Source organism: Devosia sp. A369 (assembly GCF_054489345.1).
In genome coordinates this window covers 257,355-283,481 of record NZ_JBTMWV010000005.1, presented here as the reverse complement: position 1 = coordinate 283,481, position 26,127 = coordinate 257,355, and the positions used below count along the sequence as shown (strand labels likewise).

Genomic DNA, 26,127 nt, shown 5'->3' with positions numbered 1-26,127 from the left:
GGCTGATACCGAACCAAGAGCCTTTGGCCGGACGAACGAAAATATCGCTCATTTAGCACGCCAAAATGGGCTTGCGCAGTAACGCCCTCGCGGCGGAGGGTGAACGATAGCAGGCTAGACCAAGCTAAACGGGTCGGCGCGCATCACACCAATCCGGGTATCTGGGGCCGACCGACCTAGCCAATGAGTTGCTGCAACTCGCCTCCGGCGAGCACACATCTCAATAGAGTAGTGCTCCATGGATGTCGGTTGAGTTCCGGCCGAACTGTCGTTTTCAAGGAGGTTGTTCGGCGCTTGGATTTGAGCCCGTCTGGCGCTGGCGTCGCAAGCGCTCCACTGCAGCAGTCTATTCGGCGGTGGGCCGAGGCGGACAGGGCGGCGAACTGCGGTCCGTCAGATGCCGGTCTCCCGCGCAATAGCAACCCAGCCAGTGAAGGGCCGTGCGCGCCGACACCACGTCGCCGCAGAAGCCCGAACAACAGACCGGCCCGAGTCATCCGCTCGGCCTGAGGGTTGGTTGACTTTTAAACCCCAACTTCTCAGCACGCCCTAGAATGAACAACGTTTATAGCTCTAACCTCTAGAAGCGACATGATGCTTGGAACATGTGGGCGGCCCGTAAGTTCAGGTAAATAGTGGTGCCCCGCCCCGATGGGCGAGGCGACATTTATGACTGAATTAGGCTGCAGCGATCGCCATGATTTCGACGAGATAGGCGTCATCGGCTAGGCGAACTTCCCCGCATGCCCGTACAGGCGGGTTCTCCGGGTCTATCCAGCTGTCCCACACCGTGTTGAAGCCGTCATAATCGGCCATGGTCTTGAGCCAGATCTCACAGGAAATTAGCTTGGCGCGTGAACTACCGGCCTCCGCTAATAGTTCATCGATCTTGGTCATCGCCTCCTGGGCCTGAACCTTGATGTCAGCACCTTTTGTCGTACCAACCTGGCCACCGAGATAAACCGTGTCCCCGATCACTACTGCGCGGCTGCGACGGCTGTTTGTGTCGATTCTTTTCACTCTGGCATTCCTATTCTTTTACTCGTTCGTGGCGCCCCACTTTCCCGAAGGGCGGTCCGCATTTTACCATAGGGCGAGCAAAGCTAGCTTGCAACTTATTTCATAAGTGATATTCTAGGAGTGCAAGGGTGGAGATACGTTGGGTGCCGACGAAATCAATGACAACCGGACGCCCATCTGCCCCAAAGGGGACCGATGAACCATGGTTCGTGCCCCTCATCGAGGCCGATATGCCTCGCACCGCCAAGGGAAACCGATACCGTTCGGCAACATTGAGATCGAGCTGCGCCTTCACGATGAGGTGAAAATGGCTGATTGTTCAGGGTGGCCGAGTTCTAAGCGACAGCAAGATACTGGTGGGGCTCCCAGTTGTTGGGACTGTATCGCCGCTTTGGCCTATCGACCTTTGAGCGGTAGAATTGCTGTAGCCGCGTTGATGTCGTTGCAGTCGGCAGCTTACAACCATCGATAGGGTTTCGGCTGCCGATAGGCGCCCGAGAGCCCCGGAGTCCGTAGGCGGAGAGCTATGGGTATTTCCGGCTTTGGCCGGCTTCGGGGTGGCGCCCGGCGGTTGCGGTAGGCGCGGCCCGGTCGCAGATCGGCGCAATATCCAACCAGGCGATGCTCAATCGGGCGATGACGTCAGGACTTGGCCGCTTCCTCACCGCGCGCACCGACTGACGACATCACCTCATGTGAATCGACGCCACCAGAAGACCGGCACAAGCACCTGCAAGCTGCCGGAAATCTACGCAGTCAGTTGCGCTGAGAATAACCATTGCGGGTGGGATGCCCGTAAAAGCTCCGCCAACGAAGTTAACGACCATTAGCTTCGGATAGCTCACATCGCAGAAATGATGGATGGCACTACGTGATAACCGACGCTTATCACGTAGTGGGCCTATGGCAATGATGGGGTGGTAAGCGGAACGTAAGCTCGTGTGGGATACTGCATCCAAGCGGACGTTGTTACCGAGTCAGCGCCTGCTTAGGCCGCACGAGCTTACGTTCGGCTCTGCCACCCTGACCGCCGTACTCGCGCGCCCGTCGGATGGCCATGTAGTCCCGCGCTCACGACGAAGGCCGGGACCGCCGCCGACCGAGGCTCCAGGTTCTTCAGGTCGACCTCGCGGGTGTACATATCCATGCCGCCGGATCCTGCGTGCGAGACTTTCTGGGCACCGACGAGCATGCGCTCCTGGATCTCCGCAATCCCGGTGTCCCACTGCTCCAGCAGGCAGTGGTCACACGGTGCTCCGGTTTTGGGCGGAGCGCCGGCGTCATATTGTGAAAAATGGAACAATCATGGGCACGATGTGCGCGATTGCCCATGCAGGTAATCGGAAGCTAAGGTGCGATGACTTCCGAAAAGGGTTGAGGGACTTGAGGGGCATCAGGGGGATCGCGGCGGTGGCCGCATTGCTGGCGTTGGGACAATCGGCGCTGGGTGCGACGTCATTGTGCGTCGAGGATATCTCGACCGGCCTGTACTGGGAAAACGGGCAGTGGAAGTCCTCGAACTTCGAGACGGGAAAATACATCGTCCGCCCCATCGAGGCCAGTGAGGACCTTTGGAACGCCTGCGGCGCGGAGATCATCAAGCTCGGCCTGCCGGAGGAACCGGTTGTGGAGGAGTATTTCCGGTACTACTACGCCTGCTACGGGGTCGCGGTGGTCGGGAACGAGATGAAGCCCCAGGATGTCTGGTATTGCAAGGTCGCCACCGGCCACGACGGCAATATCTGGGGCGTGTCCTGCGACGACAGCCTGTTCTACCAGATCTATTTCGAACCGAACGGCGAGTTCCAGATGACCCGCACGCGTGAAGCCCGCGTGAATTTCGGCGGCGATGCCGGACCGCGTGCCACGATGTCGGCGGCAGCCGGCAAGTGCAGCGTGGTGACGCCGTGACCACCAGGATACTCATCGACACCAGCATCTGGTTGGACCTGGCGAAGGACTACAGGCTGGTACCGGTTCTCACGGCCATAGAGGACCTCATCAATGCGGAGGCGATCAGCCTTATCGTCCCGCAGTTGGTCGTCGAGGAGTTCGACCGCAATAAGGAGCGGGTCGTCGCCGATAGCAAGCGCAGCCTGGCATCCCATTTCAAACGCGTCATGGAGACCGTCACCCAGTTCGGCGACGAGGACACACGCGCTTCCACCGTGGCGCAGCTCCATGAGATCGACCATAAGGTCGCAATGAAAGGAGAGGTGTCGCAGAAGGCCATCGCGAGCGTCGAGAAGTTGCTGGCCAGCGGGCCGCCGGTGCCGGTCAGCGACAGTGCCAAGCTGAAGGCAGCCGAACGGGCCTTGGCCAAGGTCGCGCCGTTCCATCTGGCGAAGAACTCGGTGGGCGACGCAGTCCTATTGGAGGTCTACGCCGAAGCGATGGCGACCGAGACCGATCTGGAAGTCGACTTCGTGTTCGTCACCGCCAACCACCGCGATTTCTCGCAGCACAACGGCGACCAACGCTTGCCGCATCCGGACCTGCTGCCGTTGTTCCCGGAGGGACGGTCCCGATATTCGACCGACATCGTCGATGTCATCAAAACCATCGATTCCGACATGCTCGAGGAATACCAATTCGAGCACGAATGGTACGACGAGCCCCGCCGGCTCTCGGAAATCCTCGAGGAGATCAACCGGCTCGAGCGGATCATCTGGTACGACCGCCACACGATGCGCGCGGATCGTATCGAACACGGCGATATCAAGGTCCTGCCGGAAGGCGTCTACTCCCGCGACCCCCACAAGGCAAACGAGATACTCGACACCATCTGGGAAGGCGCCCTTAAGGCCACCAAGAGGGTCGAGGACGAGATCGGCAAGGAGAATCTCGGCCCCTGGGAAGATTTCGAGTGGGGCATGCTAAATGGCAAGATGTCGGCCCTGCGCTGGGTCATCGGCGGCGACTGGGATGACCTGAGCACGTGAGGCAATGACATGAAGCTGCTCGACGACATTATCGAGAACGCCACCAGTTCCACGGTGCCGATCGCCGACCTGCTGCGGCAATGTCTGGTGCTGGGATTCAAGTTGAAGAACGACAAGCTCAAGGCTTGGGTCGAGCACGAACTCAACGGCTATGACTACTACGGCGAGATACCGGACTACCGGCTCGGCGTCGGCCAAGCCAAGGGGGTGTTCACCGGCCCATTTGGCATGCAGCTCAACGACAAGCCACTGCCCGCATACATCCTCAAGAAGGAACACCGCCATTTCGCCAACGAAGTGCGCCTGGTGCAGCCCATCGGCGCCTATGAAGGGGCGGATCGGACCGCCGTGGGCAACCTGACATGGCCCGCAGACCTCATCGGTATGTACCAGGAGAAGTTCATCGAGGGCATGGCGCTACATAGCGCCTGGATCGAGATACCGGGGTCCATGACTGCCGGCATGTTCGACGTGGTGCGGACCCGCATACTCACCATGGCCCTGGAGATCCAGGCGGAATTGCCCGAGGACACCGAGAAGGCCATCGAACAGATCCCAGCCGCCACCGTCGAGCGCATCGTCCAGGTAGCGATCTATGGCGGCAACAACAATATTGGCGCCAACGGTGTCATCAACGCCAACGTGGTGGTCGCCGGCGATGCCGGCAGCCTGAAGGCTGCACTAGAGGGGTTGGGGCTTACAGATCAACATGCTGCTGAATTGCAAAAGGTTATAGAGGAGGACGGGAAGACCGACAGTCCAGGCAAGAAGACACTCGCGTGGATCGGGAAGACCGCCAAGGCCGGCGCCAAGGCGGGCCTCAAGATAGGCGGCGAGGTCGCGAAGGAGGCCCTGACCGCCTATGTAAAGCAATTTATGGGCGTGGCCTAACCGAAGCTCCGCGACTTGGTCCCGCCGCCTTATCGTAGCCATATTGGCTGTTGGCCTTCGCACCCATTCACCGACAGAGAGATAAGGTTGTTGTCCCGCCCACAGACGGCCCTGGTCGGGCCTATACTGAGATAGATCACCTGCGCCCAATCCACGCTCCCTACGGTCCTGCGGACCTCCTGTCGCTGGCCTGGTGCCCCACAGGCGGCCCTGGTCGGGCCTATATCGATGAAGGTTTAAAAGGGGGCGATGCAGATGGGACCTCGGTAAGTACCACCATAAACCGCGACGAATCGGAAAGCCGTTGAATTTGCTGCGTTATTACTCATTTAAGGCTTGCTTCATCGCTTTCGAAACATGTGAAATCGAGACGCCCTCGCCGGCAGCAATTTCAGCGAGCGTGTTCCCCTTCGAATGAAGAAGAAGGGCCCGCCGGCCCAATGACAACCTTGCGGCATGGGCCTCTACGCGAGGTGTTGCTCCACGACGGTGCCGGGACTCTCGGGTCCGGATTGTTTTCAAGTCTCGCTTACGATCACGGTTGACCAATACACGCAGGCCTGCGGAACACATCTCGTCTGACGTGATTTCAAGACGCCCTACAATGGTGCTTGCCCGGAACGCGTAGCGTGGATCGGCGGGGGTACCGCCTGGACCTATCACCTGTTGTCCGGCATAGGCGGCTTTCGCCCGGCGTAGAACCGTACTCATGCGGGACCTGGTCTCCTTGCCGCTCCATCCACCCAGCTCGACCGCCAGGGCCGATATTTCTCTTGCCATCACTTCCGGCGGTGAGAGGTAGGCCATGGCGCACGCGGCAAGGAAAAGCCATTCGTCACGCGCTCCCGCTGGAAGCTTTCCGGCCGCATGGCGATGCTGGCGCAGACGATGCAAGTCGGTCAGGATGGTTTCGTAATAGGTCGCCTTCGTGAGTTGAGTGGCCGGACGCGGAGACGCCGCAGCATCGCGGTCTGCCCGCTGCCGTGCCCGTTCGGCCTGTAGCGAGTGAAGTTCGGCTCGACGGAGAGGCAATACCTCTTCTGCCAGATCGTCAAAGGTGTAGGCAGCTTCGCGCAGCTGTTCGGGATCGCCCAGGACATATATGGGGCGAACAATCTCGTTGCGCCAATCCCTCGCTCTGCCGTTCTTGGAGCCGACAATCCGGAAAACTCGGGCGGCATCCAGAGCATTCCTGTCTCCGCCAAATTCCGCCAGAGCCTCGGCCAGGTGCGATTGGACAGCGTTCCACCTCGGCAATGCTTTGGCGGGTATCCAACTGTGTAGCCACACCAGGCAAAGACCGTTACCCGTGGATAAGGCATAAGATGGTGACGGTATGTTTCTGTCGTCAAGCACGCGCATGATGGACCAAAAAACCGTCTCAGGAGCGCTGTTCTCCCACCGAACCCTTTTGCGATAGTCGACATCCACGAATGCCGCACCGATCGTCTTTACGCTGCTGATGCGACGGCGGTGGCCCCAGAATGAGTTCATAGAGACGTAGACATCGGCCTCGCCGGGCTCGGATATGGTGCCAGCGGCAGCGGCATGCTCCACGCTACAACTTGACTCCTGCCAAACCCTGTCTGCCCAGGGTATGCGCCGTGCGATGATAAAATTGCCGATTGAATGGTGGTCTTGAGGATCGTGTAGGGCGGCAATTTGGTGCCGCGCGGTGAACGCGGAGACACCTCGGCCATCGTTGACTTCTGCTGCGCAATCCAGCACGAATACTCACCTCTACGAAGCACCCCCGCGAGGCCTGCCAGGGCCGATGACCGGGGGTGAATTCGTAAATGGGCGCTTATTTATCCTTTGAAATCAAATGGATGCCCTATCCAAGCAAACCCGAAACGGCCCGCTGGAATAGGGCTAGGTGCGCGCAGAACCGAGAAATGGGGATTTGGGGGGTACCCTGCGTTTTCGCGCGCGAGTGACGTCCCAGATGCAAAAAACGACCATCGAAAGTGGGGGGGAACGATGGGGGTCTGAAAATAAATTTGGGGCCATCGCGGCCCCAAATTTTCATGCACTATATGTAGTGCCTTATCCGGCCTCGGCATACAATTCCGCGACCCGGACGAATCCGTAGTGCACCGATGGGGAAGCGGAGTCCATTCTACGCATCAGTTCGACAACCGCCGCCTCGCCCGAGAGATGAGACGGCTCGATGATCGTCGCAAGCACCACGTCCGCTTCAGCTTCATCGCGCAAACAGACCTCTAGCCCCTCGCCTGCGCGAAACACCTCGAACTCGGCCCAAATTTTCGCGCCATTGTCGATATCGTCTTCGACGATATGATGCAGCCACACTGCGCGCGGGCGACCCATACTGCGGACCAAGAATACCCTCACCGGGCGGCCCTCCCGGCCTTCTTCTGTCTCGACATCCATTTTTCTGCAATTTCTCCTGCCGCTGCCGCGTCGAATATTTCGTCAATGCGGCCCGATAGCCGAAAATCCGGCATACCCTCTTCAAAGTGCATCGCCCAGGTCTGAAAACACCTCGCCCGGTGCTCCACCATAGAGTCCAGATACGCCGAACCCCAACGCACAGAAACCAGAAGAGAGTCGATCTCGTCAAGTATATTTTTATCTATAATCTTTTCTAGTTGATGCCAAGATTCATGATAAGCAGTTTCAATTAGAAATACGGCACTAGATGCCAAGGATAGCGCAACCAATCCTTCCTTTTCGAAGGATATACCTCCGATTTTTACATAGTCCTTTCCGTTATCCTTGCGCTTGATGATTTCGCGGCAAGGATAATCATCCGGCGGAAACTCTATGACAACGATTGGGGCCGCGTGGACGACTGCCCACGGGACGATGCGGTGGACGATCCCGACCACGTAATCCAGCACCGCCCACGCGTCGGCCGGGACTGGCCCAGGCAAGCCGAAAACGTCGCCGCCCTCCCCGATCTGAAAGGGTGCGCTGGCGACCTGGACGGGCTCGCCGGGGCGGAAAACGTGGCACTCGTCGGTCATGAGGGCATGGGTTGGGGATGAAATTTGGATAACGCAAAAGCTGGTCTCCGGAAGCGAACGAGGCGGAGGGCGGGTCAAGGGTTTGGTGCGGCCCGCAGCCCGCAGGGCGAGGACACGGGCCCTTGACGCGCATGAAGCCGTCAAACCGTCCCGCTCCCCCGGCCGACTACATGTCGGCCGGGGATGCCACCCGGCGAGGGGACTTTCTCTGACTGCTACCGGCGCAATCCTGAACGCGGCTGGTGGCCGTGCTCCTTCTCAGCGAGATGCTGGGCCTTGGCGACGGCGACGGCGCTCTCGTAGTCCAGTCCTTTTTCGCGCGCGATCTCACGGGCGCGGACAAGGATCGCACGAGCCTCTTCGATCTTGGCCTCGGCCTGACGAAGCTCGTCCCGCTCCTGAAATGCCTTCTCCTGCGCGGCGCGCAGGCCCAGACGCTCTGTGCGTTGGAAGTAGTCGGAACGCTCTTTGTGAGTCGCGCGCTGGCGCTGCTCCAGGTCGGCCCGGCGACAGTCGAGGCTCGTCGATTTGCGTTCGAAGGCCGACAAGTCAGGCTCGGAGGTCGGAGCCCCGACCTCCGTTTCGGGGGCGCTGCCACCCACGGTGGACGGCATGGGGCCAACCGTGGCTCCGAGAGTGCCATCTTCTGGGCACAGCGCTTGGCCTGACGCGCTGCCGACTGCGTCGCGTTCGGCTTCCCAACGCGCCACGAGCGCGGCGGACGCCTCGTATCCGTCCAGCTCGACGCCGGCGCGCTGGCACTGGAGCCAGACGCGCTCGCGGTCTGCATCAGCCCAATTACCGAACAACCGAAGGTGGCTGTCCCAATCCGTGCCTGCCTTCTCGACCAGAGCAGAAAGCGCCTCGTCGGTGACAGGTCCATAAACTGACACGCGATCGCCGACGTCATAAAGACGACCGCCACCGTCGAGTGCCACCCAGACGCCTGCGTCGTCCATCTCAACGTCGGAAAAGCCGCGAGCGCGCCAGCCGTCCGCGAGCGTTTTCAGGCGGTCATCAGACAGGACAGGGGCCGCGCGACGGGAAGCGCCAGGGGCGCCAACGTCGACCGTCGGCTCCAGGTGATCCACTGCCCAGGTCGGGCCAGACTCGTCAGCCGCGACCTGACGTGCCAAGTCGCGGGCGGTATTGCCTGGCCCCCATGCCCGAACGGTGCGACCACCGGGATCGATTTCGATCCAGCCGCCGTCCGCGCACAAAATACGGTGCGCTCCGCCGCGCTTGGCGGCGGGGCGGATCATGTGGACGCGGGGACCAAACGCATTTGCAAGGCCGACGGCGAGGCCAATTTTCAGCAGAAGTTCGGTCTTGAACGCCACTTTTTTGGCGTCGGCAGTGGTCTGATCTGTCATTTTAAGGATTGTCCTTGTAATCCTTGCCGCCGCGATCCGCATCCGGGTCCGCTGGACGGCGGTTGCATGGGCTAAAGCGAGACGGACTCTGTCGAGGACGGCAGCGAAAGCGCCGCCTCGATCGCTGCCAACCTGGCTTCGATTTTGGCCAGCAGGTCCGCGATCAGCATGACCGGGTCCTCGCCGACCTCCTGCTCGTCCAGGAGGTCCAGCAGTGGATGGAGCAGGCGCACGTCCTGGTGCGTGGTCTCCAACTCGGTCATGAACGGGTGCTTTTTCTGCTCGATTTGCTCGGTCATTTTTGACGACCTCTTGGAGTCTGCGGATATGCGTGATGGGTGGCAGGCGAAGCCCGTCTAGCGCAGCGCGGACGGCAGCGGCGCGCGGCGGGTCGGAGCCAACGGACCAGCACGCGGCTCGAAGCTCGCGGGCCAGCGAGTGCACGGCACCGGCCTGATCGACAACGACAGGGCCTTTGTCGCCGGCGGCCAATACAAGCCCCGCCCTTCGGACGGCGGATTGGAATTCGTATTTCGATGCTGGCGGCCAGGCGGCAGCCAGCGCGGCGCGCATATCGGCGGCGGAGATTTCGGTGCGGGACTCGATGTACCGACGAGTAGGTGACATGTCCGCGATGCGGACTGCATCGCCCACGTCGTAGTGTACGCGCATCCATGCGACAGCATGGCTCCGGCCTTCGCGCGCGAGCGCGCGAGCCACGGCGCGCGGTCGTGGAATCGGCGGCGGTGGCAGGCCAAGCTCGGCTGCTGCAAGGATCGAACACTTTTCGCGACGACGGTAATCGTTGCGCAAGTCGATGGTCCGACCATCCGGTCGCACAAGAGAGTAAGCGAGATGCGCGTGGCTCCGCCCGTTTTTCGTGTGCAGGACGCCGCAACGGGGCTGGTCTTCAAGGCCAAACTCGCGCTCGAAATGGCGCAAAAAGACGCGAATTGTGTCCGGGTGATCCCAGCCGGGTAGCGGGTCGACATGGACATGATAGAGCGGTCGATCGGTGCGACCGTGCGCAGCTCCGGCAACCAAGCCGCGAAGCTGACCGGCGAGATCTTCGGCGGCAAGATGGCGAGGCTCGACAAGCCGGACGCTCTGGCCTGCTTTTTGTGAAAGCAGGTGCCTGGCCAAAGCTGGTCCGCCTCTGCCGCGCGTCGCTCCAGAAAGCATTGCCCGGCCCTCATTGCTTTCTGACCGCTGACAGCAGAGCGTCAAGATCCGCATGATTTGTATAGACGCGCTCCAGAATCTCGGGGGCGACCCCGACGCGAGGCGGCGGACATCCTGCGGCGGCCAGCAGGTGACGCTGGCACCAGGCGGCAGGATCGATCCCTGCCGCCAGCGCCGCCCGGCGCACAAAAAGGGCCTGGAGATTCGACAGGTGTATAGAAGCGCTGATGGTCGCCACCGCTGGCTCGCCAGGTCTGCGGACCGGCGGAAAAATGAGGCCGACCCGATGACGCGTCGGCCAGCCAGGCGGCCTCTTGCTCTCATCCACCGGTCCCAGGGATTTCAAGAAATCGGCTATCAGCTCGTCATCGTCGGTCATTTTAGCCTCTCGATGATAGTGGTCAGCGCGTCGGCTTGGCGGCGAAGGTCAGCAAGGACGCCTTCGGTCAAAGCGTGAAAACCGACGTGGCCGCTCTCGCGAAGAGCCTTTGCGAGCTGGACCGTCGCGCCAGCAACTCGGCCAACGTTGCCGGCCAGGCTGGCGACGGCGGCAATGTCTTCGGTGGGGATACCGGGCCGACCAGGACGCTCGACGGGACGATTGAGCGCTATGAGCGCGGCGTTGCGGAGCCACCCTGCGCGTGAGTGCTGACCGCGCAACGCGTCAATCGCTGTCAGTTCGGCGGATGTGAACCGCGATTTGATCTGCATTGGCCGCTGCCGACTTTCACTGTTGCTCATGCTCGACCGCCTCCGGCGGCGAAAGGGTGGAGGTTCACGGAGGAGGGCTTGCCCTCCTCCTGACCAGGTGGGGCGGGTACCGCACCATGCCTGGCTAGCTAGCTCCACGATCTCTGAAAAAGGATCGGGTGCGCGTGTCATTATGTCAATATGGCGAACAACGATTCTTTTCTGTTCGACCAATGTTGACACTGCGCCAAGGGGTCCGACCCCGGCGGGGACAGGGTCGAGGGTCAATGTTCACAAAGTCGTGAGGCAGCCTCGCCGGCTTGGCATGCCCTCCGCCCGATGGCGGCAGAGGGCAGGCGACAGGGTCGGTCGGTGGCCGGCAGCATCAAGCGGGCCGAGCCTCGCCCTTCGGGCTGTGGCCGCACCAACCCACTTGACCCAGCCCGGCCGCCTAACGCAGCCCAACTGCCTCCGGCCACTCGGAAAAACAAAAGCCCCAGCTCACGTGAGCTGGGGCTTGGCAGATCAGAGAACCCGCCCCATCGAGGGCGGCTGCGGTGTTTCTGCTAGACGAACCGCTCTCCAAGGGTTGACCCGCCATATTGTAGGCGGACAGCCGACCGCTGAGGGTCGGCGACAATGCAGCTTTCCGACGGACATCGCCATCGCGTGCTACCAGCCACTACCTTGCCCAGAATTCAGAGGCAGCGGCGACACTATGAAGTGTCGGAAATCCCATGATTCTCGTCAATCCTTCGATTTCGATGCGATTTTATCGTTTTGAGGCGTTGGTTCGACCTTATACCACGGCAGACGCGCGACCTCGCGGGCTTGGACATGGTGCCATAGATCGCCATAGCCCTCTCCAACCGTGCGCGGGACGTGGCCGGTGATGAGGTCCCGGATTTCGGGGTCGATTAGGCCACGACAAACACTGTTAAATCTGTGCCTCCAGCCGTGGTTGGGCTGAACAGCCGGGTCATCAACGCCAATCTCGCGCACCCATTTTGCAAGGCGTTCACCCACCTTTTTGTACTGAGGATTCCCGGCCTTACCTCCTCGGTGGCGACTTGGTTCGTAGAACAAGTTACGCCCTTTGCGGGTGGCGACGTATATTAGGAATCCCTGCTCGATCAGATGCGGGTGGATGACGACATCACGAAATTCGCCGTTCTTAACAGAGCCGGCTTCAGGCGAAATTCGAATGATCCAAATCTTCTCGCCGCCGCTTTCAACCTGGCAGATGTCAGACGCCCGAAGCTGCGATATTTCGTTGACCCTGGCACCGCTGTAAGCACAAATCCAAGGCACCCAACGCCTGGCAGCAGCGAACTCGGTAGTGGTACGCGGAGGAACAGCCGACAAGGTCGCGCGAAGGATTTTTAGAGCCTCACCCTCGGTAAATCCCTTCTGCCGAGTTTTGACAGTTTTGGCAGCTTTGACTGTGACGCTGGAGGAAGGATTGGCGACCAGGAGCTTATTCGCAACAGCGAAGTTGAACACGGCGTTGAGTGCCGCGAGATGGCTAAACTTCACATGCCGGTTTGCGGCACCGCCCGCCAGCAAAGCGTTCTTCCAACGCAAAACATCGTCTTCGGTGATGCGGCGCATGTCGTCATGCCCGACAAATTTTACGAGGGCAGCGAAGAGACCGCGCCACTTTTTCTCTGTGCTCGCAGCCGTCTTGGCCTCGGACTGGTATTTGTCGAAGAGGTCTTTTGATGTGAGCGCCGGTACCGGTGGTGGAGACGGCTCGATCGCGGCCCGCGGCGGGAACCGCTCCGCATCGGGGTCTGGCCGATAGTCACCTTCGGCATGGCGTGCCAGGGTGCTATGTCCTTGCGCCAGGCCCAGGCCCACGGCTTTTCGGATACGCTCAAAGCTGCTGCGATCTACTAAAAGACCGCGGGTTGTCAGAAATGCGTGAATGTCCTGGTCGTTCGCAGACATGGCCGTCGCCACGGCCTTCTGTTCTTCATACGGTCGCAGAACAGTGAATGCCGCCATGCCCTCTCTGGCCAAGAGTGCATTGGTCTCTGAGGTCTCGCGATGGTCGGCGCGCGGATCCTCAGCCCAAACTTCAACCAAGGTCCGATAGAATTCACCTGCGATCGAATGGGCTTGGCGGTTGCTTATACTTTGGACGCCCTTACGCAGGTTCCGCCACTTCTCCTCAATTTCGGCGGCGATGGTCGCGTGAGCAGCCTTAGCGACGGCAGGGTCCTTTGTAAAAAGGCTCCGCTTTTCCTCTTGCCGACCAATCACCTCCTTGAGGTTATCGGGTATTCCGCGACGGTAGTAGTAGACCCCTGTAGCGGGGTGTTTCCAAGGACGCGACATCGAAAGAACCATGTTTGTACCACCCGTTTGTACCAGCGGGGGCTTTACAAGTCCTTGATCGGCCTGACTTTCCCGGATCCCGGGCATCTTGGAAGCTTATGGCGGAGAGAAAGGGACTCTCCGGGAGTTCCCATAAACCTTGAGTTTCGCCGAAATAGGCTCAAATCTGAATGTGTATTATGCACAACTTGAATTCAAGACCGCTTCGCGAGCGATAGTCGCAGATCGAGTTCGAATTTCGCTGGGCGCGCCCGCTGCGATAGATGTACACTGTACTCATTGGGTAATTTCAGTTTCTACGGCCAACTGAATGGCAGTTTAGCGCCCTCGTTCCGGCCGTTCGACCATCACTTCCGAGTTCCCGAAAGCCGCCGATCCGCTAGACGGAGCGGCACATTGCGCTGGAAGCCGATGGCCGAAATGACAAGGACCCCGACCTACCGGGAGTGCGTCATACGCGACTACTGGTGTGCTGATCACGAGGTAGGGTGCTCCCACGCCTCGCCTTTCGAGCAAGATGTTCGGTGTTGCCAGCCGCCTGGCCTGCTCGGCTGGGACGGCCGCAAAGTCATGCCTAACTGTCAGCTCCCGCTTTGGCGCCCGCGCGCCGAAGCCCTGATCGAGCACGATTGTCACCAGCACACCATCGTCGAGGTCGAGCCGCAGAAAGCGGCCGTGCGGCACCTCGTCGTGGCGAAGGCTAACTTCCACAGTGCGCATCCGACCGAGCACCTCGTGACGGCCTTCTGATCCTCTTCGTCGCGCCAGTCGTGTGTCACCTGCCATGGCCGCCAAGACCGCTCCGTCAAACCTCAGCGGGCGCGTCTCGACAATGAGCGGCCACGGCCCCTCAAAGGCCTCACACCATACGAATTCATCTGCAAGACGTGGACCTCACAGCCAGAACGCTTCACTCTCAACCCGTTCCGGCAAATGCCGGGACCAAACATCTAAGGCATTTGTAGGCGACGCAGGGTTCAGCCCGCGATCAGTTCCAGTTCCGCCCGGATTGCCTCACCATCCTGATCTGCATCGGGTGCGAGCGTCCTGACCGTGGGAGGCGTGAGATGCAGGCCGAGCGGGCTGCCCAGCAGCGGCCAGTCAAGCCCGTCTTCCTTAACCAAGAACCAAACGCGCCGCGCCATGGCCTGCTCGCTAGTGGCGGCGGCATGGATGGTGTTCACCTCGGAGGCGGCTATGCCCGCCTGGGCGAACAGCGCGATCGCCTCGACCTGTGAGAGCGCCTTGACCGCCTCGGCATCGTAACCGAGGGCCGCCAGCTTCTGCCAGAGCGCCGGCTCGGGGCAATCGCCCACCACATAGCCGTCACGCGTGGCGATGACGGCGGGCCGGGGGACGGACTTGAGATCGCGGTTCCACACCGGGGCGGTGAGCCAGCACGAGACGTCCTGCATCGACAGATCTACATATTGTCCCCTGCCGGTCCGGTCGCGGTAGAGGGTGGCTGCCAGGATGGAGACCAGCCCCATCTCCGCGCCCATCATGTCGGCCGTCGATATTCCCGATTTCAATGGTTCGCTTTCCGGCCGGACGGCGGCCATGAAACCGGACATGCCTTGCACGACCATGTCGAAGCCGGGCCGGCTGGCATAGGGCGACCGCGCCCCGAATCCGCTGATGCCGCAATAGATCAGCCTGGGATTTTCGCTTGTGATCTGCGTGGGTGAGAAGCCGAATTTACTCAGCGTGCCCGGCTTGGTATTTTCGACCAGAACATCGGCGGTGGCCAGCAGGCGGCGCAGCATGTCCTGCCCATCGGCCGAGCGCAGATCGAGGACCATGCTGCGCTTGTCGGCATTGTTGAGCCGGAACGTGGCCGAACGCCCCCCCACATGGGGCATCCATCCGCGCTGCGCATCGCCGCCGGGCTGCTCGATTTTGATCACCTCGGCGCCCAGATGGGCAAGATGCCGTGCCGTCAGCGGGGCGGTGGTATATTGACCGATTTCCACCACCCGGAGCCCCGCGAGAGGCTGCCTGTCTGCCTGATGCCCAGGCGCAGGCCTGATGGCGCGAGGGGCCTCGATCAGCTGCTCGATCTGGCGGCGATGTTCGTCGGGCAGCGGAATGACTGCGGGCTGTTGCGGAGGCGAACCGGTGAGGCCGAGCGGCGACGCAGGGAGGTAAAGCGTGCCGCCCGAGGCCGGGTCCTTCAGGCTCAGGACCATGCCCCGGGCATCGATATTGGCCTCTCGGGGATAGTCGATGATCGGGGCAATCGGGCCGGACGGAATATTGGCCTTGAGCATGGCCTCGACGCATTCCTGCGTCGTGCGCTGACGCGTCCAGTCGGCGACGCTGTCATCGATCTCCGTCACCCCGGCAAGCCGCTGGGCCTGCGTCTCGAAGCGGGCAAACAGGTCTGGTCGATCTATGCGCTGGCACAGCCGCTCCCACTGCCCCAGATTGCCCGTGGTGATGATCACATGGCCATCGGCAGTCGGATAAAGATTCCAGGGCGCCACCGTGGGATGACGATTGCCCATGCGGGTGCGATCCTCTGCATGCCCGGTCAATACGCCCGAGAGATAGGCATTGAGCGTCAGGAAGGCGCAGTCGAACATGGCCACTTCGACATGCTGGGACACGCCCTGTTGCTCGCGCACGCGCAGGGCGGCCAGCACCGCTGAGGCCGCATAGGTTCCGGTGATATAGCCCACGATCGGGACGCCGATGGCGGTGGGCGGGCCATCGGGATTGCCGGTCGTATCCATAAGCCCCGCGAAGGCCTGCACCTGCGCCTCGCTGAGCGCCTCGCCGGCACGGGGTCCGGTGGAGCCGAAGGCCGTTATGTCACAGACGATCTGTGTGCCAGCATCTGCGGCGGGGCGGAACTCGGCGGGGTCGACATCGCTCGATGTCAGCACCACGTCGCAGCGCGCAAGCAGCTTGCCCAAAAGGTCACGGTCCGCATCCGAACGCCGATCGATTGCGAGGCTGAGTTTCCCAGCGCTGTGCACGGCACGAAGTTGCGCGTCCATGGCGGAGGACCGGCTGGCGTCCTCGATCATCACTACTTCCGCGCCCAGTTGCGCCAGCAGCGACCCGCAAACCATGACGCCGTCCCGGCTGCCGATCTGGGCAACCACGATGTTCTCGAGGGCCTTGTCCGAAAAGCTGCCAGTCATGGGTTTCTTCCTTCGTTCATCGATATTCCGGGCGCTCGAGTACCGGTTTGTTGCAACCCGTTCGGCGTGCGTTGAAGCAACTCAATTAGCAGCGCATTGAACGCTTCCGGCTTTTCGTACTGAACCCAATGGCCACCCCCCTTGATCTGCCGGAACGCCATTGCCGGGCGTAGCCGCGTGAGCAATTGCCCGAGCTCGCTCACGCGCGGCCGCACCGTGGCGTCGCTCGCGCCCCAGATGCCATTCACCATCATGGAGAGCGAGCCGAAGGTTTCAGCCAGCTTGCCCTGTTCGTAAAAGCCTCGACTATCCAGCCGCAGGCGCCTGGCATTGCTTTGATGTATCCACAGCGCAGTATCGTCGACCCGGCTGGGATCGGCGATCATCAGCCTGCCGATATTGGCCCGGTGGGCCTGCGCCTGTTCGCCCGCCGGCAAAGTGCGGACGCGAACGAGATCGATCCTGTTGAAGCCCAGGCCTGCCCAGCCAACGGTGCCTGCCAGGGTGAGCGAGCGAACCCTCGCCGGAGTGCTTGCGGCCAGATGGGTGCCGATCAGGCCACCGAAGGAGAAGCCCACGATATCGTAGCGTGCCGGCCCGTGGAGCATGGTCTCGAGCCCTTCCGCCAATATCGCGCCAATGCTGCGGGCGCCGGATGGCGCCTCGGGCAGGTCAGAGTCGCCCATGCCAGGCAGGTCGGGAACAAGAACGCGATAGCGCAGCGCCAGAGGGGCGATATTGCGCAACCAATGCGTCCACGAGCCCGCGCCCCCATGCAGCAGCAGCAGGACCGGTCCGCTGCCCCATGCATGCCAGCGGACCCGGCAGGAACCGGATTGGGTTTCGAAGGTCTGCGACAGACTTTCCAGCTCCGCAATCGTCGCCGGTTTGCCCGTGTCGTTCGGGTCAGGCTCGACGGTTGGCGTCATGGGCATCAATGGAGCGCCTGCTGCCCACCCATGGGCAATTCAACCCGCGCATAACCGTCCAGCCTGATTTTGTCGCTGCGTTCAAGCAAGTGATCGGCAACGCGGCGACGATGCTCGGCGCTGGTACCATAGCGCAGGCTCCACGATGCTATACGGCGATACCAGAGCTGCAGATCGAACTCCATGATGAAGCCGATGCCGCCATGAATCTGCTGGGCCGACCTGGCCGCCATGAGGCACCGTTCATTGGCGAATGCCTTGGCCTGGGAAATCTGGACGCTGGCATCCAGCCCTTCACCCAGTCTCCAGCTGGCTTCTCGACAGAGCAATTCGGCGCCGTCGATACCGTTGATCATGTCGGCGCACAAATGCTGGATGGCCTGGAACGCGCCGATCGGCTGGCCGAAGGCCACGCGTTCCTTGGCATAGTCGATGGCAAGTTCGGTGGCCTTTCGGGCCGCGCCGACGAGCTGGGCCGTGCAGAACAGCGTCGCCAGATCCATCAGTTCCGCGATGGCGGCATCGGCGCCGCCAATCTGGCCGACCACATCGCTCATCGGCACTCTGACATTGTCGAACCGCACCTGCGACTGCAAATCCTTGGCAGTCGGAACGAGCGCGATCTGCGATAGGCCCTGCGCCGACACATCGACCAGTGCGAGGCTGAGCCCAGGCTGCCCCCTAACCCGAAACGCGGTCAGGCAGCGCTGCGAACCTACGAAATTGTCAACGAACATCTTCGTGCCGTTCAGCACGATGGCATCGCCCTCGACCTGTCCTTCAAGACGGATCGAATCCTGTGACCAGGCCCCATCCATTTCCTGAACGGCAAAGGAAACCAGCAGATTGCCGCCCCTGATCTGATCGAGATGAGCGGCAAACCCGGTCGAACCATGTTTGGCCAGGATCAGGCTGGACACCATCACGCTGACTAGCGGCACCGGCAGAAGATGCCGGCCAGCCTCCTCGAAGATCAGCGTGAGATAGCGGATCGGCAGCCCCAGCCCGCCGGCCTCTTCGGGCAGGCAGGTTTCCAGCCAACCCAGATCGGTAATGTTTTTCCACAACTGGGCGGAATGCTGCCCCTGCTCCTCGCATGCGCGCACAATAGAGGTCGGACACGCATCGGAAAGGAAATTCCGCGCCTGGTCACGCACGAGGAGTTCCTCATCGTCGAGCAAAACATCCATTCTGGTTATTTCTCCTGAGCGCGGGCCGGCCGAGGCATGCCGAATCCCTTGCGCGCGATTTGATCGCGCATGACGTGAACGCTGCCGTGATTGACAGTTGACTGGAACGCACCGAGCAGGTTGTGCGCGAACCGGCCATGTTCGGTGGCGGCAAATGAGCTGCTCAGGAGCTGGGCATAGGGGCCCAGGATCTGGCTGATCGCCTCGGTCGAACGCACACCGTGTTCGGGCGCAAAGACCTTTTCCGCCGAGCCTTCATAGGTGAAAGCCCCCCCGCTCTGGGCAATCGACATGCTGCGCATGGTCATCAGACGACAGACCTGCGCCTCGATCCACAGATCGGCAACCTTGTCCCGCACGACCGGGTCCGACCGCCGGGACAGTCCCGCGGGGGTGGTATTGAGCCAGTTGACGATATCCTCGTCCCGCATCACCGAAATCAGGTAGCGCCAGGCGCCGACCCGGTCGAGATTGAGACCACGCCCGGCAACCGCCCAGCCATCGCCCTCTTCCCCCAGCAAGGCCGAGACCGGCACTTCGACATTCTCGAAGAAGACCTCGTTGGTGCGCGCTTCGGCATAGGTGGTCAGCGGGGGCGCCTCGGGCTCGTTCTGGATGGTCCAGAGCGGGCGCACGGTGATGCCGGGCGTGTCCATGGGGATCAGCAGAATCGAAAGCCCCTGGTGGCGCTGAGACGTCGGATCGGTCCGCACCATCAGGTAGATATGGGTGGCATAGTGGGCATGCGTCGTATAAATTTTCTGCCCGTTCACGACATATTTGTCGCCCTGCCGGGTGGCGCGACACTTGATGCCTGCCAGATCGGTGCCGCATTGCGGCTCGCTATAGCCCTGGGCAAAGACGATCTCGCGCTTTGCCAGCTTTGGCAGGAAATACTGCTTTTGCCCTTCCGAGCCCGATGCCAGAATTGCAGCGCCCCCGGACCCACCGCCGCCGACCCGCAAGTCCGCGGCGCGATAGAATTCCTCTTCAATGACGAACTGGGCGATCTCGCTGCGAGCCTGGCCGCCATATTCCCTCGGCCAAGTGATCGCGGAATATCCATGCTCATAGATTTTGTCGAGGAAGGCCTGCGCCAAAGGGCCAACTTCCCCTTCCTTACGAATGCCGCCGAGCTCCCTCACCACATCGTCGGTCAGATACTCCCTGAGAAAGGTCTGGACTTCCTGACGAAGATCGTCGTCCTCTTGGGTGAACGCAAAATCCATTCTAATCCCTTGACATCTCTGGTCCGTCGTCCACGACGCCGGCTTGCCGCATATAGATAGGCCGCAGCAATCTGCATGCCATCTTCCGGCTTACAGCAATCTGCATGCCATCTTCCGGTTTACAGGCGGAATACGGCATGCTCCCCGTTGGCCGCCTGCCGCTCAGGACAAATCTTTGAACCTCTCAAATTGACGGCCAGTTCAGAAAGGCCGGACACGTCGTTCATTTCCGGCGTCCCGCCCTGCAGCAAACAGTATGGCGTCGTGAAGGACACCATGGGCATGCCAGGGACAGTGCGCGGCCGGCTTGTGGACGATGGTTCCAATCCAGTGCCGGGGCCTCATTCCCGCGAGTCTCTGAAGGGAGATGGTACGGGGTTTGCTAGGGAGGTACTGTATCTGCGCTAGCGAGTTTTGCCGAAGGCTGGGGCAGCCACAAGAAGGCCGCGTTGTGAAGAATGTATTCGAATGGAATGAAGCGCAATGGGCTTGAACCGCCGGGGCGCCGGAACTGTCGAAAATTTGGCCAATCGTGGGTGAGGAACATCTTCATAATGACGCAACCTCAAACCAACAACCGCAGTCCCGGTCGAACGGGGAAATTGGAGGAACAGAAATGATACGTCGTAGAGTCATTGGTTATGCCATCGCCCTGGCGGTTGCAGGTGTCGGGATCGCGGTTCCGGCTTCAGCGCAGTCCGACTACCCGACACGGGCGGTCAAAATGGTTTGGCCTTATGCCGCCGGCGGTGTCGGTGACATCGTAGCGCGTCTGATGGCCGAAAAGACAAGTGCCGCGCTCGGCCAGCAGATCGTCGTAGAGAACCAGACGGGAGCAGGAGGCGCTATCGGTGTGCAGGCAGCCGCCCAGGCGGAGCCCGACGGCTACACCTTCCTGCAGATCTCGGCAGGCCTTGCCGTTCTACCGGCCGTGCAGACCGTTCCCTACGATTTGACGAATGATTTCATTCCGATCTACGGGGTGGGCACGGTGCCCTACGTTTTTGCGGTCAATGCGTCATCGGATATCAATAGTCTCGATGATCTCAAGGCACGGGCCGAAAGCAATGGCATCATCTATGGCTCGGGCTCGCGCGGATCAGTTAGCCATTTGGGATCGGCCCGTCTGGCCGGCATCCTCGCAATGGACGCCGTCCATGTCCCTTATAGCGGCTTTGCCGGGGCCGTTCAGGCCTTGATGAGCAACGAAGTCGATTATGTCGCCGTGACCTATATCGACGTTGCGCAGCTGGTGGCGGCGGGAAGCGTGCGGATTCTGGCGGTTACCGGTGAAAGCCGCTTGTCGGAACTACCTGACGTGCCGACCATGACCGAACTTGGTTACGACCTGACCATGGCCACTTGGTATGCATATCTGGCACCTGCCGGCACACCGGAGCCGATTGTGCAAAAGCTGCATGATGCTCTCGCTGCGACGGCCCAGGATCCAGAAGTTGTGACACGCCTGAAGGAAATCGGGATCATTGTCGCCCCAATTGACGGCGCTCAGGTCGCCGAGCAGATCAAAGCGGAAGAGGCAGGCTGGAGACAGGCGATCGCCGACTACAAGATCAACCTGGAAAACTAAAACTCAAGAGTGGTGCGCTCTCTTGCGCACCACTCTTACATCCATGATCGAGATACATTTTTAAAGCATGCGAAAAACAAAGAGCTAAGGCGCATGGAGCGAATCTGAAGATCGCGACGCGATTTAGTTCTTCGCCGACAAATTACTGTCGCGAAGCGTTGGCGGGAACCGGGACAAGGTTCCATAGTTCCACAATCCCTGACCTCATAGACGCCCCGCTGTGTCCGCACCGTCGACAGTGTATTCCGCGCCCGACACGAAGGACGCTGCGTCAGAGGCGAGAAAGGCGATAACTTCTGCAACCTCGAGGGCGCTCCCCCGCCGTCCAAGCGGGGCCGATTCTCCGCGCGTCGCCACTCCTTCATCGCCATATTCGTTGCGGGTCATCGGCGTATCAATGAATCCGGGATGGACGGAGTTCACCCTGATTTTCTCGCCCCCGAGTGCAACCGCCGCCGACTTCGTCATTCCGCGAACCGCCCATTTCGTCGCTGTATAGGCGAGTGCATTTGGCTTTCCGGTCAGCCCGGCTGCCGATGAAAGGTTTACGATAGAACCGCCTCCCGTCGCCGGCATCGCTGCCGCTGCAGCCTTCATGCCAAAAAAGACGCCCAATTGATTAACCTTGTATTGGGCCTCGAACGCCTCTGGAGACGTCTCTCGGAGGGAACCTTTTATCAAAATGCCGGCGCTGTTGACCAGGATATCCAGCCGCCCAAAACGCGTAACGGCCAGGGCCACCGCCCCTTCCCAGGAAGGATAGCTGGTTACATCCAGTACGGTATGATGCATTCCAGTTGCTTCAGAAGCCAGAGTCCGCGCCGCAGCCTCGTCGATATCTCCAATCAGCACCTGCGCGCCTTCAGCGGCCAGCAATCGTGCTGTTGCGGCCCCGATCCCGCTTGCTCCCCCGCTGATCAATGCAACTTTCCCCGAAAATCTCATCCCTTGGCCCTTCATTCATCCACCCCTAGTTCACGGCACATGCAAAAATTTGCGGGCGTGCCCCTGCCGTCACCACCGCCTAATGTACGTGTCGCCTCCGTCACCAATCAGGGACGAAGACGACACGTAGAGGGAAAGCTTGCTCTCAATCTTCGACGAAGACCTGATTGCGTCTTTTGCTGATCGACGGCATCGCCACGATTAACAGCATTGCTGCCGACAAAAGCAGGAACCCAGCGCTGATCGGACTTGTGAAGAATGTCGTGGCATCGCCTCTGGACAGGATCATTGCCCGCCGTAGGTGTTCCTCAAGCATCGGTCCGAGCACAAAGCCCATAAGAAAGGGAACCGGCTCGCAGCCCAGTCTTACCAGAAAATATCCCAGAAGACCGAACGCCGTCAGAGTATACAGATCGAATGCATTGAAATTCACCGTATAAATCCCAACCGCCGAGAAGGCTATAATGGCCGGGAACATGATATAGTAGGGAACGGACAGCAACTTTACCCAAATCCCGATGAGCGGCAAATTCAACAGCACGAGCATCAGGTTACCTACCCACATGGATGCGATAAGTCCCCAGAACAGATCCGGTCGCTCCGTCGCCACTTGTGGTCCGGGCATAATCCCTTGCAGCATGAGCGCGCCTATCATGAGCGCCATCACCACATTCGAGGGAATACCCAGGGTCAGCATTGGAATGAACGAGGTCTGCGCACCCGCATTGTTTGCCGCTTCAGGCCCCGCCACACCCTCGATGGCTCCGTGGCCGAACTCCTCGGGATGCTTGGAAAGCTTCTTCTCGGTGGCGTAGGAAGCGAAGGCAGCCAGAACCCCGCCGCCACCCGGAAGCACCCCGAGCACCGTGCCGAGCGCCGTGCCGCGCAGGATAGGACCAACGGACCGACGTATGTCTTCCTTGGACAGCATCAACTTCCCAACGACAGTGGAAGGATCGCGGGTCTTTTCATTCTCGAGATTTCTCAGGATTTCAACGATGCCAAAGAGCCCTACGGCAATGGCAACGACATCGATGCCGTCAAATAATTCATGAGAGCCCAGGGTGAACCGCTGAGCACCGGTATAAAGGTCCGTACCGACCAGGCCAAAAAGCAAGCCCAGCACCGTCATTGCCAGCGCATTGAGAATGGGGCCGTGTGCCAGCGCCATGGAACAGATGAGACCGAACACTATGAGCGAAAAAAACTCGGCCTCGCCAAAATTCAAGGCAAGCTGGGTGAGAGGGGGCGCGAACAAGGCGATGACGATCGTTGCAATGGTGCCGGCAACGAACGATCCAATGGCGGCAATCGCCAATGCCGGGCCCGCGCGTCCGGCCCTGGCCATCTTGTAACCTTCGATCGCGGTTACCGCTGCCGACGTCTCTCCCGGCAGATTGATCAAAATAGCTGTAGTGGAGCCGCCATATTGCGCGCCATAGTATATGCCTGCCAGCATAATAAGGGCCGAGGCGGGCGAAAGCGAAAAGGTAAGCGGCAGCAACATGGCGATTGTTGCAGTTGGTCCAAGTCCAGGCAGGACACCAATCAGCGTACCCAGAAACACACCGACAAAACAGTACAGCAGATTATGAACCTGTAGTGCCGTTTCCAGCCCTATCAGTATATTGCCAAATAAATCCATTCACCCCTCCTTATATTATCCAGTGCCCAATCAAGGGAATGGAGAGCCTAATTCCAAAGTGAAAGACCACAATGCAGAGCAGCGTGACGCCGGCCGCTGTCAGGGTGGCCAGGCCGATGCCGACTTTGGTGCTTGATAAGGCGGCAATGAACGTTGCCAAAAAGAGCGAGCCGATGAACCCCAGGCCTTCCAGCGTCATGCCGAAAATTATGGGAGCAATTCCAATCAGGACGATGCCACGGACGGGAAAATCTCCCAGCGAAACCCATGGCCCTCGCAAACCGGTTACTAGTCTTATGAGCCCCAGCGCGGTCAGAATACCGCCAAGCCAAATAGGAAAATATCCCGGCCCCATAAAGGATGCTGTACCTATATCCAGGGAATGCCAACTCTCCAGACTAAAATACAATCCAGCCAATATGAATAGTATTCCAGCTCCTATATTTTGTAACCGCGTTGTCATTTCTCCATCCCTTCGCCAACTAAATTTGGAACCTCTTTACAAAAATTATTCTTTCCGCTCCAAATTCCACTGATAGGAAACTTTTTACTACCCCTGAATGTAAAATGTGTGATCCCTGCCCGAGTGCCAGATGAACGGCATAAGGGAGGAGGCGCTGCTGAAACCGAATCCTCCAAGCTCGCTTCCCCGCAAAATCGTATTTTGACAGGCCGATCGCGCCGCATGGGAGCTTGGTGGCGGCTTTGCAAACTGGCGGCCCAGGCGACGTCGTAGCGGTCTTCGTCTTGCGTGACCCCCAAGACATCGCCACCGCGGATATCGTCAGCCGCAAATTCTTCGAAAGGCTGATTGGCAGGCATCTTCTCCAGCAACTCACATTGCCGGTCTGAAGGCAGCTTCGTCAGGTAGCTGGGCATAGATACCTCTTGTCCGCTCAACATGTCAGTCGGCGCCAGGCTTTACAGGTTGCGCGAAACGTCACCCACATCCGCCCTGTACGCAGCAATCCCTGTGCCATGATGGGAGCACCAGGATTTCTCCGAGCTAAGGCGCGTCGCGATCTCTAGAGATCGGCTCCATGCGCTTTAGCTCTTTGTTGTTACGCATGTCTTTATCCCGAAACCGGTTCCCACTTTCGGCAGACATGCTGTAAGGTGTGCGCGTCGGCCTGAGAGAAGTGGCGTTGCGAATAGCCCGCCTTTTCAACGTCTTGTGCCCCGGCAGGGACAGATACGCTGGTGGCAACCCGCGGGCGGGCCGCGATCGGCATCTGCGTAGCTTCAGGCTGCACCGGCAGCAGCGTGGTCCAGAGCGCTAGCCGGTCCGCGCTCCATCGATCGCGATTTCAGCACCGGAAATATAGGTGCTCTCATCGGAGAGCAAAAATAGCGCCAGCTGGGCGACCTCTTCGGCTGTACCCATCCGCCCCAAAGGAATTGACGCGAGCAGATCACGGGTCTTCTCGGGCGAATGGAAGCTCAACATTTCGGTATCGATAATCCCGGGATGAATGGAGTTGACCCGGATATTTTTGGACGCCAGCTCCTTGGCCGCGGATTTGGTCATTCCGCGCAACGCCCATTTGGTCGCCCCATAGGCAAAGGCGGCCGGTGTCCCCTGAAGCCCTGCATTGGACGAAACATTCACGATCGAGCCCCCGCCGGACCGCGCCATGGCCGGGGCCGCGACCTTCATGCCCAGAAAGCAACCATACTGGTTGATTTGAATGTGACGGCTCCACAACGCCTCGTCCGTTTCCATCATACTCGCCGGTTGGAAAATACCGGCATTGTTGACCAGACCATGAAGCCCGCCGAATTCTTCAGCAGCCCTCACGGCCCCGGACCAGTCCTCTTCCTTGACAACATCATGCCTGACAAATCTTGCGGCGGCACCGAGCTCTCTTGCCAGAGTCTCGCCCTCCTCGATGAGAATGTCACCGATGACCACCTTGGCCCCTTGGGCCACCAGGAGGCGCGCCTCGGCGGCCCCCTGGCCTCTTGCCGCTCCGCTAATAAGGATAACCTTGCCGTCGAATCGTGTCATGGCAGTCCCTGTCATC

Annotated in this window: 24 protein-coding genes and 2 pseudogenes; 7 read left to right on the top strand and 19 right to left on the bottom strand. The window is 60.2% G+C overall.

Annotated elements, in window-relative coordinates; genetic code table 11:
- Positions 1-678: 678 nt before the first annotated feature.
- Positions 679-1,020 carry a RidA family protein gene (locus ACX3OZ_RS09525; RefSeq protein ID WP_459104390.1) on the bottom strand — a complete coding sequence of 114 codons (342 nt, stop codon included), beginning with the start codon at positions 1,018-1,020 and terminating at the stop codon, positions 679-681.
- A gap of 1,410 nt (positions 1,021-2,430) precedes the next feature.
- On the opposite strand from ACX3OZ_RS09525, the gene ACX3OZ_RS09520 reads away from it, so the two are divergent.
- The 3 genes from ACX3OZ_RS09520 to ACX3OZ_RS09510 are packed head-to-tail and all read left to right on the top strand — an operon-like array spanning position 2,431 to position 4,853.
- Positions 2,431-2,931 carry a hypothetical protein gene (locus ACX3OZ_RS09520; protein ID WP_459104389.1) on the top strand — a complete coding sequence of 167 codons (501 nt, stop codon included), beginning with the start codon at positions 2,431-2,433 and terminating at the stop codon, positions 2,929-2,931.
- The gene (locus tag ACX3OZ_RS09515; RefSeq protein WP_459104388.1) at positions 2,928-3,962 is read left to right on the top strand and encodes a PIN domain-containing protein; all 1,035 of its coding nucleotides are present in this window, start codon (positions 2,928-2,930) and stop codon (positions 3,960-3,962) included. The genes ACX3OZ_RS09520 and ACX3OZ_RS09515 overlap by 4 nt, the downstream gene beginning before the upstream one ends.
- Positions 3,963-3,971: 9 nt before the next feature.
- Positions 3,972-4,853 (top strand): AbiTii domain-containing protein, encoded by an 882-nt coding sequence (locus ACX3OZ_RS09510; RefSeq protein ID WP_459104387.1) that lies wholly within the window; start codon positions 3,972-3,974, stop codon positions 4,851-4,853.
- A gap of 321 nt (positions 4,854-5,174) precedes the next feature.
- Here the strand turns inward: ACX3OZ_RS09510 and ACX3OZ_RS09505 are convergent, their stop codons facing one another.
- From ACX3OZ_RS09505 to ACX3OZ_RS09480, 6 genes and pseudogenes are all read right to left on the bottom strand, one after another.
- Positions 5,175-6,581, bottom strand: a complete 1,407-nt coding sequence (locus ACX3OZ_RS09505; RefSeq protein ID WP_459104386.1) for a hypothetical protein — start codon at positions 6,579-6,581, stop codon at positions 5,175-5,177.
- 318 nt (positions 6,582-6,899) lie between these two features.
- Entirely contained in the window at positions 6,900-7,247 is a 348-nt protein-coding gene (locus tag ACX3OZ_RS09500) for a hypothetical protein (protein WP_459104385.1), read from the bottom strand.
- Positions 7,205-7,843: a hypothetical protein gene (locus ACX3OZ_RS09495; protein ID WP_459104384.1), complete on the bottom strand. Its 639-nt coding sequence runs from the start codon at positions 7,841-7,843 to the stop codon at positions 7,205-7,207. Before ACX3OZ_RS09495 ends, ACX3OZ_RS09500 begins: the two co-directional genes overlap by 43 nt.
- Positions 7,844-8,058: 215 nt before the next feature.
- Positions 8,059-9,216 (bottom strand): hypothetical protein, encoded by a 1,158-nt coding sequence (locus tag ACX3OZ_RS09490; RefSeq protein ID WP_459104407.1) that lies wholly within the window; start codon positions 9,214-9,216, stop codon positions 8,059-8,061.
- A 71-nt stretch (positions 9,217-9,287) separates the two neighbouring features.
- On the bottom strand, positions 9,288-9,515 hold the full coding sequence (locus tag ACX3OZ_RS09485) for a hypothetical protein (protein WP_459104406.1): 228 nt from the start codon (positions 9,513-9,515) through the stop codon (positions 9,288-9,290).
- A 523-nt stretch (positions 9,516-10,038) separates the two neighbouring features.
- Positions 10,039-10,260, bottom strand: a pseudogene (locus ACX3OZ_RS09480) (relaxase/mobilization nuclease domain-containing protein); the annotation flags it as partial.
- On the opposite strand from ACX3OZ_RS09480, the gene ACX3OZ_RS09475 reads away from it, so the two are divergent.
- Complete coding sequence (locus ACX3OZ_RS09475) at positions 10,207-10,341, top strand: hypothetical protein (RefSeq protein WP_459104405.1); 135 nt, start codon at positions 10,207-10,209, stop codon at positions 10,339-10,341. The pseudogene ACX3OZ_RS09480 and the gene ACX3OZ_RS09475 sit on opposite strands and share 54 nt — an antisense overlap.
- A 67-nt stretch (positions 10,342-10,408) precedes the next feature.
- Here the strand turns inward: ACX3OZ_RS09475 and ACX3OZ_RS09470 are convergent, their stop codons facing one another.
- From ACX3OZ_RS09470 to ACX3OZ_RS09460, 3 genes are all read right to left on the bottom strand, one after another.
- The gene (locus ACX3OZ_RS09470; RefSeq protein WP_459104383.1) at positions 10,409-10,777 is read right to left on the bottom strand and encodes a hypothetical protein; all 369 of its coding nucleotides are present in this window, start codon (positions 10,775-10,777) and stop codon (positions 10,409-10,411) included.
- On the bottom strand, positions 10,774-11,139 hold the full coding sequence (locus ACX3OZ_RS09465) for a hypothetical protein (protein WP_459104382.1): 366 nt from the start codon (positions 11,137-11,139) through the stop codon (positions 10,774-10,776). The genes ACX3OZ_RS09470 and ACX3OZ_RS09465 overlap by 4 nt, the downstream gene beginning before the upstream one ends.
- Positions 11,140-11,835: 696 nt before the next feature.
- A complete protein-coding gene (locus tag ACX3OZ_RS09460) occupies positions 11,836-13,440 on the bottom strand; it encodes a DUF6538 domain-containing protein (RefSeq protein WP_459104381.1) in 1,605 nt (534 codons plus the stop codon).
- 384 nt (positions 13,441-13,824) lie between these two features.
- Here ACX3OZ_RS09460 and ACX3OZ_RS09455 point away from each other — a divergent pair, with 384 nt between their 5' ends.
- Entirely contained in the window at positions 13,825-14,178 is a 354-nt protein-coding gene (locus ACX3OZ_RS09455) for a hypothetical protein (protein WP_459104380.1), read from the top strand.
- Between the two features lie 87 nt (positions 14,179-14,265).
- Positions 14,266-14,382, top strand: a pseudogene (locus ACX3OZ_RS09450) (IS481 family transposase); the annotation flags it as partial.
- Between the two features lie 23 nt (positions 14,383-14,405).
- Here ACX3OZ_RS09450 and ACX3OZ_RS09445 read toward each other — a convergent pair.
- From ACX3OZ_RS09445 to ACX3OZ_RS09430, 4 genes are read right to left on the bottom strand one after another with little or no spacing between them, the layout of a single operon-like run.
- A complete protein-coding gene (locus tag ACX3OZ_RS09445; RefSeq protein WP_459104379.1) occupies positions 14,406-16,577 on the bottom strand; it encodes a CaiB/BaiF CoA transferase family protein in 2,172 nt (723 codons plus the stop codon).
- Positions 16,574-17,512, bottom strand: coding sequence for an alpha/beta fold hydrolase (locus ACX3OZ_RS09440; RefSeq protein ID WP_459104378.1), 939 nt, complete (start codon positions 17,510-17,512; stop codon positions 16,574-16,576). The genes ACX3OZ_RS09445 and ACX3OZ_RS09440 overlap by 4 nt, the downstream gene beginning before the upstream one ends.
- On the bottom strand, positions 17,512-18,696 hold the full coding sequence (locus tag ACX3OZ_RS09435; protein ID WP_459104377.1) for an acyl-CoA dehydrogenase family protein: 1,185 nt from the start codon (positions 18,694-18,696) through the stop codon (positions 17,512-17,514). The genes ACX3OZ_RS09440 and ACX3OZ_RS09435 overlap by 1 nt, the downstream gene beginning before the upstream one ends.
- Positions 18,697-18,701: 5 nt before the next feature.
- Positions 18,702-19,925: an acyl-CoA dehydrogenase family protein gene (locus tag ACX3OZ_RS09430; protein WP_459104376.1), complete on the bottom strand. Its 1,224-nt coding sequence runs from the start codon at positions 19,923-19,925 to the stop codon at positions 18,702-18,704.
- 616 nt (positions 19,926-20,541) lie between these two features.
- Between ACX3OZ_RS09430 and ACX3OZ_RS09425 the strand changes: the two genes are divergently transcribed.
- Entirely contained in the window at positions 20,542-21,513 is a 972-nt protein-coding gene (locus ACX3OZ_RS09425) for a Bug family tripartite tricarboxylate transporter substrate binding protein (RefSeq protein WP_459104375.1), read from the top strand.
- 204 nt (positions 21,514-21,717) lie between these two features.
- Here ACX3OZ_RS09425 and ACX3OZ_RS09420 read toward each other — a convergent pair whose 3' ends face one another.
- The 5 genes from ACX3OZ_RS09420 to ACX3OZ_RS09400 form a co-directional block, all read right to left on the bottom strand.
- Positions 21,718-22,473, bottom strand: coding sequence for an SDR family NAD(P)-dependent oxidoreductase (locus ACX3OZ_RS09420; RefSeq protein WP_459104374.1), 756 nt, complete (start codon positions 22,471-22,473; stop codon positions 21,718-21,720).
- Positions 22,474-22,603: 130 nt separating this feature from the next.
- Positions 22,604-24,103 carry a tripartite tricarboxylate transporter permease gene (locus ACX3OZ_RS09415; protein WP_459104373.1) on the bottom strand — a complete coding sequence of 500 codons (1,500 nt, stop codon included), beginning with the start codon at positions 24,101-24,103 and terminating at the stop codon, positions 22,604-22,606.
- Between the two features lie 10 nt (positions 24,104-24,113).
- On the bottom strand, positions 24,114-24,566 hold the full coding sequence (locus ACX3OZ_RS09410) for a tripartite tricarboxylate transporter TctB family protein (RefSeq protein WP_459104372.1): 453 nt from the start codon (positions 24,564-24,566) through the stop codon (positions 24,114-24,116).
- Entirely contained in the window at positions 24,563-24,982 is a 420-nt protein-coding gene (locus tag ACX3OZ_RS09405) for a hypothetical protein (RefSeq protein ID WP_459104371.1), read from the bottom strand. The genes ACX3OZ_RS09410 and ACX3OZ_RS09405 overlap by 4 nt, the downstream gene beginning before the upstream one ends.
- A gap of 397 nt (positions 24,983-25,379) precedes the next feature.
- Entirely contained in the window at positions 25,380-26,111 is a 732-nt protein-coding gene (locus ACX3OZ_RS09400; protein ID WP_459104370.1) for an SDR family NAD(P)-dependent oxidoreductase, read from the bottom strand.
- Between the last annotated feature and the right edge of the window lie 16 nt (positions 26,112-26,127).